Origin of the sequence: Cryobacterium sp. TMT3-29-2, assembly GCF_004564305.1 — a bacterium.
Taxonomy (GTDB): domain Bacteria; phylum Actinomycetota; class Actinomycetes; order Actinomycetales; family Microbacteriaceae; genus Cryobacterium; species Cryobacterium sinapicolor.
The window spans coordinates 1-11,667 of the sequence record NZ_SOGK01000128.1 but is presented as its reverse complement, the minus strand read 5'-3'; the positions used below and the strand labels follow the sequence as shown (position 1 = coordinate 11,667).

At 67.6% G+C, this 11,667-nt stretch carries 9 protein-coding genes and 2 pseudogenes; 9 read left to right on the top strand and 2 right to left on the bottom strand.

The annotated features are described in order from the left end of the window. Positions 1-413 precede the first annotated feature (413 nt). Positions 414-1,016: a helix-turn-helix domain-containing protein gene (locus tag E3O67_RS14835; RefSeq protein ID WP_135103041.1), complete on the bottom strand. Its 603-nt coding sequence runs from the start codon at positions 1,014-1,016 to the stop codon at positions 414-416. 76 nt (positions 1,017-1,092) lie between these two features. Between E3O67_RS14835 and E3O67_RS14830 the strand changes: the two genes are divergently transcribed. The 4 genes and pseudogenes from E3O67_RS14830 to E3O67_RS14815 all read left to right on the top strand — a co-directional run bounded on the left by E3O67_RS14830 (position 1,093) and on the right by E3O67_RS14815 (position 4,548). Continuing rightward, entirely contained in the window at positions 1,093-2,028 is a 936-nt protein-coding gene (locus E3O67_RS14830; RefSeq protein ID WP_135103040.1) for an NAD(P)/FAD-dependent oxidoreductase, read from the top strand. A gap of 186 nt (positions 2,029-2,214) precedes the next feature. Continuing rightward, the gene (locus tag E3O67_RS14825) at positions 2,215-2,475 is read left to right on the top strand and encodes a hypothetical protein (protein ID WP_135103039.1); all 261 of its coding nucleotides are present in this window, start codon (positions 2,215-2,217) and stop codon (positions 2,473-2,475) included. Positions 2,476-2,665: 190 nt separating this feature from the next. Beyond that, positions 2,666-2,950: pseudogene (locus tag E3O67_RS17905) on the top strand (hypothetical protein); the annotation flags it as partial. A gap of 222 nt (positions 2,951-3,172) precedes the next feature. After that, positions 3,173-4,548 (top strand): annotated as a pseudogene (locus tag E3O67_RS14815) (ISL3 family transposase). A 188-nt stretch (positions 4,549-4,736) separates the two neighbouring features. Here E3O67_RS14815 and E3O67_RS14810 read toward each other — a convergent pair. Then, on the bottom strand, positions 4,737-5,573 hold the full coding sequence (locus E3O67_RS14810; RefSeq protein WP_134428936.1) for an SDR family NAD(P)-dependent oxidoreductase: 837 nt from the start codon (positions 5,571-5,573) through the stop codon (positions 4,737-4,739). A 121-nt stretch (positions 5,574-5,694) separates the two neighbouring features. On the opposite strand from E3O67_RS14810, the gene E3O67_RS14805 reads away from it, so the two are divergent. The 5 genes from E3O67_RS14805 to E3O67_RS14785 form a co-directional block, all read left to right on the top strand. Continuing rightward, positions 5,695-6,621 (top strand): ABC transporter ATP-binding protein, encoded by a 927-nt coding sequence (locus E3O67_RS14805; protein ID WP_134428950.1) that lies wholly within the window; start codon positions 5,695-5,697, stop codon positions 6,619-6,621. A gap of 121 nt (positions 6,622-6,742) precedes the next feature. Then, complete coding sequence (locus E3O67_RS14800) at positions 6,743-7,798, top strand: aliphatic sulfonate ABC transporter substrate-binding protein (protein ID WP_134428935.1); 1,056 nt, start codon at positions 6,743-6,745, stop codon at positions 7,796-7,798. 120 nt (positions 7,799-7,918) lie between these two features. After that, positions 7,919-8,782 carry an ABC transporter permease gene (locus E3O67_RS14795; protein WP_135103038.1) on the top strand — a complete coding sequence of 288 codons (864 nt, stop codon included), beginning with the start codon at positions 7,919-7,921 and terminating at the stop codon, positions 8,780-8,782. Then, on the top strand, positions 8,773-10,908 hold the full coding sequence (acs, locus tag E3O67_RS14790) for an acetate--CoA ligase (protein ID WP_135103037.1): 2,136 nt from the start codon (positions 8,773-8,775) through the stop codon (positions 10,906-10,908). Before E3O67_RS14795 ends, acs begins: the two co-directional genes overlap by 10 nt. Positions 10,909-11,031: 123 nt before the next feature. Beyond that, the coding region (locus tag E3O67_RS14785; RefSeq protein ID WP_135103036.1) for a hypothetical protein at positions 11,032-11,667 on the top strand (636 nt) is incomplete at its 3' end.

The window sequence follows — 11,667 nt, the reverse complement described above, 5'->3', positions numbered from 1 at the left end:
GGCAGCCGGACGGGAGCGTCCTGGTAGTCCCCGCCTACGCGTTCACGGATGCCGAAGGCGGCACCTGGTCGGTTCTCGCCGTCGAGGAATCGATGCTCGACTTCCGGGCGTCTCGTCCATGACGGCCGAGTGGTGAAGAACGTGTGGAACCTGTAAGTACCGAAGAATCGCGGGTGTCACGGCAGGGCCCATCGGTGCAGTGAGGGAGACTCTCGCGCCGACCCGGTGGACGGCGGCGACGACCGGGTGGTTATAGAACGCTCTGTCGGCGCGGAGGCGCACCAGCCCGGACGCGGTCGCTGACCGCAACCGCCGGACGGTGGCGAGGGTGTCGCCGACAATTTGCCGGCGCCGCGCGGGGATCGGCCCGCGCCCTTGCGGAGGAGGGCTGTCTGGGCGAGCCCCTGAGTCGGTCAGATATCGGCGCTGTCCACGCGTGATTCCGATTTGGCGCGGACGTGCACACCTTCGCCTTGCCGGCCGAACAGGCTGAGCACTTCGGCGCCTTTCCCGTCTGCGCTACCGAACCAGTGGGGAAGACGGGTGTCGAATTCGGCAGCCTCACCGGCGCTGAGTACCAGGTTGTGGTCTCCGAGGATGAGCCTCATCTTCCCGGCGAGTACATAGAGCCACTCATATCCTTCGTGGGTCCGAGGCTCCGGCTTGGTTTGGGTGGCGGGAATGAGAATTTTCCACGCCTGCACACCACCAGGCTGCGGAGTAAGCGGGATTACGGTGCGACCATTGACTCGCCGCGGCTTCAGGCGCACGCGGGGATCGCCTACCTCGGGGGCACCGACCAGTTCGTCGAGCGGGACCCGGTATGCCTGGGCGAGTGGGAGCAGTAGTTCCAAACTCGGCCGGCGTTGGCCAGTCTCCAATCTGGACAATGTGCTCGTGGAGATCCCCGTCGTGCCCGACAATTCGGCGAGTGTGATGCCACGCTGGGAGCGCATTCGTTTGAGTCGGGGTCCGACTGCATCGAGCGCAGCGGCAATGATTGTGTTTTCTTCCATGCCCCCATTCCATCGCTCTATCCCGGAATTAGCAATAAACTTTGCGTAACGGGTAGCAACCGGTCACGCTCATCACATGAGTAATTACGACGTGCTAGTGATCGGCGGTGGTGCGGCCGGCCTGACAGCTGCGGTGGTTCTGCTTCGTGCCGGACGCACAGTGGCAGTGGTGGATGCCGGCGCACCGCGCAATGCGCCCGCAGCCGCGATGCACGGCTACTTGTCCAGAGACAGCATGCCACCGCGAGACTTGATCGCAGCTGGTCAGACGGAAGTCGCCGGCTACGGAGGCACCATCATCTACGGCACCGTCGTGGACGTTCAACCAGGCTTTCGCGCGCTCCTCGCAACTGCCACGGAGGTTGGTGCCCGCAAGATCCTTATTGCTACTGGTCTCCGCGACGAGATACCAAACATTCCGGGCGTCCGTGAACGGTGGGGGCAGGACCTGCTGCACTGCCCGTACTGCCACGGGTATGAGGTTCGCGACCAGCCGCTCGGCGTGCTCGGCGGCGACTCAGAAGCGGTTCAGCATGCGCTTCTCGTACGCCAGTGGTCATCAGATGTCACGTTGTTCACGAACGGCACGTCCCCGACACCCGAGCAGCGAGAGGTGCTGGCAGCCCGCGGCGTCGTCATCATGGAAGAAGTAGTCGCTCGACTGGTCGTATTCGACGACAGACTGCATGGTGTTGAGCTGGTCGACGGTGCCCTCATCCCACGCTCCGCCGTGTTCGTACGTCCCCGGTTCGTTCCAAACTCAGACCTTTTGACGGCGCTCGGCTGCGACACGGATGACAACGGGTGGGTCACCCACGCCGCGACAGGTCGCACGTCGGTCGCCGGTGTCTGGGTCGCCGGCAATGTTGCCGATCCACGGGCCCAGGTCATCACCGCCGCCGGTCAGGGATCCACCGCTGCGATCGCTATCAACGCGGAGCTGGTCGAAGAAGACATCGCCTTCGCGCTGGCCACTCACCGAGCCGCAAACCCCGATTCGTCAGGTCAGTGAACAGCTCGGCACCCGCCGGGCCGGTCCAAAGTCCTCTCACCCCTTCCCTCAGTTACGACTGGCACCCATACCCCCAGCTCACCCTGCCCACAGAACTTCAGCTGGGCCGATGGCATGGAAAGCACCACAACGGGCTCATTAGCCGTTCTCAATCTCACCCAATCACCTGATATAAGGAGCAACCAAATGTCTGCGACACCCACCGAACCCCGCACTATCCCCGTCGGGCCCCCGACAAAGCACCAGCTCGCGCTGATGATCTGGCTGGCAGTTTTTCCCACACTGACCGTCTTGAACCTCCTGCTCGGTTCCATCCTCAGCGATTTTCCGATGCTGCTCCGCACCTTCATCCTCGCTACGATCGCGGTTCCCATCGTCATCTACGGCATCATGCCGCACCTCCACCGAGCCCGTCGGGCCCTGTTGGTCCGCCGCCACACCAACTAAGCCCTCCCGGCCCCTCGGATTCTCGGTAGGGAGAGTTAGGGAGAATTAGGCCGAGTGTTTCCTGGGTCGCCCACGCTATTTCGGGACCCGACAGAGTCGGCAGCCTCCGGAATGCAGATGATGGCATCATCCTCTCGAGAGAAAATATTCATGACGTTCGTGCCCGCCATTCGCACGGTGTTCCGAGTTCTGGTGGGGGGCGCTCTTTCGCGGCCTCGTTGATGCCGGTTTGGATGCATTCAGCAGCCCATTCGCCGACGGCACCACCACCTTGGATGCACTGTTATTCCTCGGTGTTTTGCTTCCCACCCTCGCCGTAACTGTCCGTCGCCTTTGCAACGCCGAAAACAGCTGGCGTCATGTCTTATGGATACTGCCGCCCCTCGCGGGGAGCGTACTCGTCGCGGTGCTCTGCGCACAGCCGCCGAAGCAACGCCTACCCCTGCTGTCGCCGGCTACCGTCGCTAACCGCTAAGTGAGCGCTGCCTTCAAGGTGGTCAATCGGGGCGCTTGTCGAGGCACCGGACCGCCGAGACGGCCCATTCACCCAACCGCGCCCTCAGAACGAGCATAAATAGTGCAACATAGGCTCTCCTGCTGCATCTGTGGGTGTTTCGGAGTGCCTGAACGGCCGCACGCCGCTTCCTGTTTAGGTTTCTGACTGTCTAGGAAAGAAACTCAAGGGCAGGAAAACGGCATGCGGTCTCTAACAATATGGCGGACTTTGCTTGGTGTCGACAAGACAGTGGTCGAGGCCGTTGATCTCGACATCGCGACGGTCGTTTTTGTCGCTTCGGTTCGGCTGACCAGGTCGATGCGGAACCGGTGTGGGAGCTGCCAGAAACGCACCCTCGCTACGACGAGGGGTCGGGCCGCCGCCGGTGGCGGGGCTTAGATTTCGGCTCGATCCGGGTCTTTTTGGAAGCGGATGCCCCGCGGGTGTCGTGCCGGGATCATGGTGTGATCGTGGCTGCGGCCCCGTGGGCCCGGCATCAGGCCGGCCACACCCGCCACTTCGATTCACATGTCGCGTGGCTGGCGACGAAAACCTCGAAGACCGCGGCAACCCAGTTGATGCGGATCGCATGGCGCACGGTCGGGGCGATCATCACTCGCGTTTGGGCCGAGACGGAAAAGCTCCATGATCCCTTCGCCGGGCTCACCCGGATCGGGATCGATGAGGTCTCCTTCAAACGCGGCCGGAAGTTCTTGACCGAGGTCGTTGACCACGACTCGGGCCGTCTGGTCTGGGCCGCTCCGGGCCAGGACAAAGCCACCCTGGCCACCTTCTTCGATGCCCTCGGCGAGGAACGATCCGCCCTGATCACGCATGTTTCCGCGGATGGGGCCGCCCGGATCGCGTCAGTCGTCGCGGCGCGCTGCCCGAACGCGGTCCGCTGCGCGGACCCATTCCACGTCGTTAAATGCGCCACGGAAGCCCTCGACGAAGTCCGCAAGGCCGCTTGGACCGAGGCCCGGAAACAGGCCCGCTTGAACGAGTCCCGCACGGTTGGCCGGCCCGCGCACTACGCCCCGCCCCGGCCCCACAGCGAGCACGCGAAGTTAATGATGAACTCCCGCTACGCGCTCTGGAAAAACCCGGAAAACCTCACCGAGAGACAACAGATCAAGCTGGCCTGGGTCGTTCACACCAACCCGGCCCTGGGCCGGGCCTACTACCTCAAAGAAGGCCTCCGCCTAATCTTCAAGCCGCCCCACGACGAAACCGCCGAGGCCCTGAACAAGTGGATCGGATGGGCCCGCCGCTGCCGGATTCCGTCGTTCGTGCAACTGCAACGCTCCATCGTCAAGCACCGCACCACGATCCTCGCCGCGATCGAGAACGGCCTCTCCAACGGCCGGATCGAATCCGTCAACACCAAGACCCGACTCATCACCCGAATCGCCTTCGGCTTCAGCTTCGGCTTCGGCTTCGGCTTCGGCTTCGGCTTCGGCTTCGGCTTCGGCTTCGGCTTCGGCTTCGGCTTCGGCTTTAAATCATCCGACGCCCTCATCGCACTAGCCATGCTCAGCCTCGGCGGCCACAAACCACTCCTCCCCGGCCGGGTTTAACCCACGGTTATGACAGGAGAGCCAGAATCTCCGTCGAATTGGTTGATGACCGGGCTCGGGGCTGCGCGCCGGAACCTCTGCAGGACAAGGTGACGGGTCTCGACGGGCTCGACCACCGGCGGGCGGCCTCCGGAGGACAGGGTCACCGGGTCGCCGCGTGTCGACGGGCTCGACCACCGGGGCTCGATTCAGGGGCGGCCGGTGAACTCGTCCATAGAGCCGTAGACGCCGAAGACGCGGCCGGCCACCACGTCCCAGAGGGGCAGAGGCAGCACTCCGCGGACCACCTTTGAGAGCTCGACCGTCCACGGCATGGTGAGCATGGGCTTGCCCGCGAGCATCGCCCGCCAAACCCGCTCGACCACATATTCCGGCGTCATCACGGGCGTCAGCAGCGGACCGCGGGCACCCTCGAACATCCCGGTCGAGATGTAGCTGGGGCAGACGGTCGTGACCTTGACGTGCCCGAACCGTTGTTGCTTGAGCTCCAGACGCAGCGAGTCACCCCACCCGATCAGGGCCGCCTTCGACGCCGCATAGACGCTCATCCGGGGGTTCGAGAGCATCCCGGCCGCCGACGCGATGTTCACGATGCGCGACGCACGACCGCGATTCGCCATCATCGCCGGCAGGAACTCTCGGGCGATGTACATCGGCGCGAGCGCGTTGATCTGCATGGTCGGCCGCGTGTCCGCGCCGTTGTCGTGCTCCCAGAAGAAGGCTCCGCGCACGACGCCGGCGTTGTTGATCACGATGTCCGGGTCGCCGACCTCCGTGCGCACCCGCTGGGCGGTCTGAGCGATCGCGCCGAGGTCGGCGATGTCCACGACATACGGGACAACGAGCGTGCCCTCGCCGGCCAGATCGCCGAGGATGCCGGCCACACGGGTCAGCGCCCCGGCGTCCCGGTCCCAGAGAATCACGGCCTGCGCGCCCTCGGCGACGGCCCGCTCGGCATAGAGACGGCCCATGCCGCTGGCGGCACCGGTAATGAGTACGAGGGCTCCGGAAACGGTTCGAGTCATGGCCCCATCATCCCAAGAAGAAGCGCCGCGTGTTACGTCGGGTTGCGGCCGGCCCAGCAGCATCCGTCTGCCCTCGGCTAACGTCAAGCAACTCTTCCCCGCCACCGACCGAAAGCCGCCCATGCCGCACCTCGCCGAACCACACGGGACGTCCGCCGATCCGGCGTCCGGGCGCGGCGGGGCGGCCAGAACCACGACCACGACCGGAAACTCGGCCTTCACAGTCGAGTTCGAGGCGATCGGCCGCACGTTCGCCCCCACCGCGACCCGCGGGCCCACCGCGTCGCCACCGGTGCTGCGCGACGTCTCGCTCACTGTGCGCCCCGGCGAGGTGCTGGCGATCCTGGGCACGAGCGGATGCGGCAAGTCCACTCTGCTTCGCATCGCAGGCGGCCTCGATTCCCCGACCACCGGCCAGGTGAGCATCGACGGCTCGCCGGTCGCCGGCATCGACCCGCGCTGCGCGGTCGGATTTCAGGAGCCGCGCCTGCTGCCCTGGCGCACCGTCACCGAGAACGTCGCATTGGGACTGCCCCGCGGCACCCCGAGGGCCGCCGGCCGCGCCCGCGTCGCCGAACTGATCGAGTTGGTCGGTCTGTCCACCTTCGCCGGCCACCGCCCCCAGGCCATCTCCGGCGGGATGGCGCAGCGCGCCTCCCTCGCCCGGGCTCTGGCTCGCAATCCGGGCGTGCTGCTGCTGGACGAACCGTTCGGCGCCCTCGACGCACTCACCCGCCTCAAAATGCAGGACCTCCTGCTCGACGTGCACGCCCAGGCGCCCACAACGGTCCTCCTGGTCACGCACGACGTCGACGAGGCGCTACAGCTGGCCGACCGGATCATCCTGCTCGGCCGGCCCGACAACGACACCCGCGACGGCGCGACCATCGTGCAGGAGCTCACCGTTCCCGGGGCCCGCCCCCGCGACCGCGGCTCGGCGGAACTCGCCGAACTGCGCGGACGACTTCTCGCCGGGCTCGGCATCGACCGTCACGGCGAGGCACGCGGGCTCGCCGCGACCTCCACCATCCCGGCCTTCCCCTACTGACTTCCCTGCCTCACCACTTTCCCCACACGTCACCATCGCACTGCTTCACGATCCCACTGCTTCACCACCGCTTTCCCACACCGGGGGCAGCATCCGCAGCCCGACCAACTGAGAGAACCCGATGACACAGCACCGCTCCACCGCACGAATCGCGCTCCTTGCCGTCGCAACGGCCGCCGCCCTGCTGCTCACCGGCTGCGTCGCGGGTGAGACTGCGCCGGCCGCCGAGCCGGCCGAAGCCGCCGAAGCGGGTGAGGCCACCGTCACCACCGGCGGCACCCTGAACATCGACTTCGCCACCTACAACCCGCTCAGCCTGGTGATCAAGGACCAGGGCTGGCTCGAGGATGCCCTCAGCGACCAGGACATCGCCGTGAACTGGGTGCAGTCAGCCGGCTCCAACAAGGCCAACGAGGCCCTGCGCGCCAATGCCATCGACGTGGGTTCCACCGCCGGCTCGGCCGCTCTGTTGTTCCGCTCGAACGGCTCGCCGATCCAGGTCATCGATATCTTCTCGCAGCCCGAGTGGGCGGCCCTCGTCGTTCCCGGCGACTCCGCGATCACCGACGTCGCGGACCTGAAGGGCAAGCAGATTGCCGCCACCAAGGGCACCGACCCCTACTTCTTCCTGCTCCAGGCACTGGAGGAGGCCGGACTCACCCTCGACGACGTGACCGTGCAGAACCTACAGCACGCCGACGGCTGGGCTGCCCTCCAGAACGGCTCGGTCGACGCCTGGGCCGGACTCGACCCGATCATGGCCGGTGCCGAGGCCGCCGGTGCGGAACTGCTCTACCGCAACGTCGCCTTCAACAGCTACGGCTTCCTCAACGCCACCGAAAGCTTCGTGACCGAAAAACCCGATGTGGCCCAGACCGTCGTCGACGTCTACGAGCACGCCCGCGCCTGGGCGCTGGAGAACCCCGACCAGACGGCCGAGATCCTGGCCGGCGTCTCGGGCCTCGACCTCGCCGTTGCCACCACGGTGATCACCGATCGCTCCAACCTCGACGTGGACAACGTGCCCGGCAAGGCCCAGCTCTCGGTGCTGAAGAAGATCGGCCCGACCTTCGTCGCCGCCGGTGACGTCGCGGCGCAGAGCCAGATCGACGACGCCCTCGACACGATCATCAACGACAGCTTCGCCACGAAGGCCGACCCGTCGGTCGTGAAGTAGCGGCCCTAGCCCGGTAACCACCGCACCACCGTCCGGGGCGGGCAACCGCCCCGGACACCCGCGCCGCCAGCACACCCGCGCCGCCAGCACACCAGCACCACCCACCGAGAGGACGCGACCATGACCGAGACCGTGCCCCGCACGCTGCCGCCCACGTCGGCCCGGACCGTGACCGATGCCACCGCAACGGCATCCGCACGCACCGCGCACTCCCCCCGCCGGTCGCTCACCTCGCGCGGCTCGGTCACCCTCATCGGCGGCGCGATCCTGCCGGTCCTGATCCTTGCGGCCTGGCAGCTCACCACCGCGCTCGGCGTGTTCACGATCGCCCAGCTTCCCTCCCCCGCCATGGTCTGGCAGGCCGGCCTCGACCTGTTCGCGAGTGGTCTGCTCGGCCAGTACGCGGCGATCTCCACCCAGCGCGTGCTCATCGGTTTCGCCGTCGGCGCCGCCCTCGGCATCGCCCTCGGAGCCCTGGTGGGGCTGTCCCGGACCGCCGACATCATGTTCGCCCCGACCCTCGGCGCCATTCGCGCGGTGCCGTCGCTCGCCTGGGTTCCCCTGCTCATCCTCTGGCTGAAGATCGGCGAGGAGTCCAAGCTCACCCTGATCGCCATTGGCGCCTTCTTCCCGGTCTACACGACCGTGTCGGCGGCGCTGCGGCATGTCGACCGCCAGCTCGTAGAGGCAGGACGGGCGTTCGGCCTGCGCGGGGTGCGCCTGTTCGCATCCGTGCAGCTGCCGGCCGTGATCCCCGCCGTGGTCTCCGGGCTGCGGCTGGCCCTGGCCCAGGCCTGGCTCTTCCTCGTCGCCGCCGAGCTGATCGCCTCCTCGATGGGTCTGGGTTTCCTGTTAATCGACTCGCAGAACAACGGCCGCATCGACCGCATCCTGCTGGCGATCATTCTGCTCGCCATCCTCGGCAAGCTGACGGATGCCGCCGTTGGCCTCTTCGAGCGCTGGGCGAACCGTAAATGGGCGTGACGCCGGTGACGGCCGCATCGACGCCACCGACCGGGGCCCCGCACTCGATCGATCCCGCGAGCGCCATCATCCGTGGTCTCCTGACCGAGACCCGACGCTACCCGGCCCCGGCCGCCTTCGCGGCGCAGGCGAACGTGGACGCCACCTGGTGGGACCGGGCCGCCGCAGATCCGATCGCGTTCTGGGCCGAGCAGGCGCACCGCCTCGACTGGGCCGAGCCGTGGCACACCGACCACACCTGGCAGCCGGCGGCAACGGATACCGACGGCGTGCTGTCCGTGCCCCGCGCCGAGTGGTTCGCGGGCGGAAAGCTCAACGTAGCCGTCAACTGCGTCGACCGGCACGTGGCCGCCGGCAAAGGCACCAAGGTCGCGTTCCACTTCGAGGGCGAGCCCGGCGACCGCCGCACCATCACCTACGCCGAACTCGGCCGCGAGGTGAACCGGGCCGCCAACGCGCTCACCGACCTCGGCATCGTGCCGGGCGACCGGGTCGTGCTCTACCTGCCGGTGATCCCCGAAACCATCATCATCACCCTCGCCATCGCGCGCCTGGGCGCCGTGCACTCGCTGGTCTTCGGCGGATTCTCGGCCGAGGCCCTGCGGTTCCGGGTGGAGGACACCGGCGCGAAGCTGCTCGTGACCACCGACGGCCAGTTCCGCCGGGGCCGGGCCGTTCGGGTCAAGGACGCGGCCGACGCGGCCGTCGCGGGCGTGGACTCGATCGAGCACGTGCTCGTGGTGCGCCGCACCGGCGACCTGACCCCCGACATCCCCTTCACGCCGGGCCGGGATGTCTGGTGGCACGAAGCAGTGGACCTCGCCTCCCCCGTGCACGAACCCGTGTTCTTCGACGCGGAGACCCCGCTGTTCATCATCTACACCTCGGGCACGACGGGCACCCCGAAGGGGCTCGTGCACACCAGCGGCGGGTACCTGACCCACGCGTCCTGGAGCCATTGGGCCGTCTTCGACGCCAAGGACGACGACGTGCACTGGTGCACCGCCGACCTGGCCTGGGTCACCGCGCACAGCTACGTGCACTACGGGCCGCTCTCCAACGGCACCACCTCGGTGATCTACGAGGGCACACCGAACACCCCGCATCCGGGCCGGCACTTCGAGATCATCGAGCGCTACGGTGTGACCACCTATTACACGGCGCCGACGCTCATTCGCACGTTCATGACCTGGTTCCCGGAGGGGCTGCCGAGCGAGTTCGACCTGTCCAGCATCCGCCTGCTCGGGTCAGTCGGCGAGGCCATCAACCCGGAGGCGTGGGTGTGGTTCCGCGAGAACGTCGGCGCCGGCAGTGCCCCGATCGTCGACACCTGGTGGCAGTCGGAGACGGGCGCCGCCGTGATGGCGCCGCTGCCGGGCGTCAGCACGCTCAAGCCCGGTTCGGCCCTGCGCGCCCTGCCCGGCCTGACGACGCACGTCGTCGACGACCACGGCCGGCCGGTGCCGTTCGGCTCCGGTGGCTACCTGGTGATCGAGGGAACCTGGCCCGGCATGGCTCGCACGGTCTGGGGCAACCCCGAGCGGTACCGCGATTCCTACTGGGCGCGGTTCGCCGAGCAGGGTTTCTTCTTCTCCGGCGACGGCGCGAAATACGACGACGACGGTGACATCTGGCTGCTCGGCCGGGTCGATGACGTGATCAACGTGTCCGGGCACCGCCTGTCGACGATCGAGATCGAGTCGGCGCTGGTGGCGCATCCGCTGGTCGGCGAGGCCGGCGTGGTCGGCGTGACGGATGCGACGACCGGGGAGGCCATCGCTGCTTTCGTGATCCCGGCGACGGCACCGCTCCGCTCCGGCAGCTCGGGAACGCGCGGCGGCCCCGGCAACCCGAACGACCCGGACGACTTGGCGGTCTGGCTGGGCGCACGAGGCACCCTCGAACCGCTGCTGCGGGCCCATGTCACGCAGGCCATCGGGGTCATCGCGAGGCCGCGGGAGGTGTTCGTCGTGCCTGACCTGCCCAAGACCCGCTCGGGCAAGATCATGCGCCGCCTGCTCGGTGACATCACGGCCGGCCGGCCGCTCGGGGACGTGACCTCACTGCAGGACGACACGGTTCCGAGCCGCATCGCCGCGATCGTGGCGGCGACGCGACAGCGCTGAGCCCTGTCCGGAGCAGGTTTCGCGCCGATTTGCCCCGGTTCCGGCGTTATTCCAGCCCCTACCCAGCGATGGGTGGAATCGTAGAGAACAACGCCCCGTCCCACCCGAGCCAAGGAGCACACCATGGGATTCTTCGACCGCCTTTTCGGCACCGAGCCCCAGCGGCCCCAGCAGCAGCGCCGCGCGGCCGCACCGGAGCGCACCGACGACGAGATCGCCGTCGAGCGCTACCAGTACCTGCTGCGCACGGCCCCGCCCGAGACGATCGAGCAGGTGCACGCGGAGGCCTTCAGCAAGCTGACCGATGAGCAGCGCGACCTGCTGTTCCGGCAGCTGAGCGAGAACGCCGAGGCCGGCGAGCGCCCAGCGAACGCCGAACCGGCGACGTTGGCCCAGGCGGCCACCCGGGCGGAACTGCGCCAGCCCGGCACCCTCACGCGCGCCTTCGGTAACCAGGGCGGTCAGGGGCAGGGTCAGGGGCAGGGTCAGGGCGGGCAGGGCGGACCGAGCTTCGGCAGCATGATGGGCAGCTCGCTGCTCGGCACCGTGGCCGGCTACGTCATCGCGTCGACGCTGATGAGCGCCTTCCTGCCCATGGATGGCGGCTCTGCGGATGCCTCGGGCACTGATTCCGGTGGCGACGCGGGTTCCGGCGGCGACGCGGGTTCCGGCGGCGACGCGGGTTCCGGCGGCGACGCGGGTTCCGGCGGCGACGCGGGTTCCGGCGGCGACGCGGGTTCCGGCGGCGGCGGCGACTTC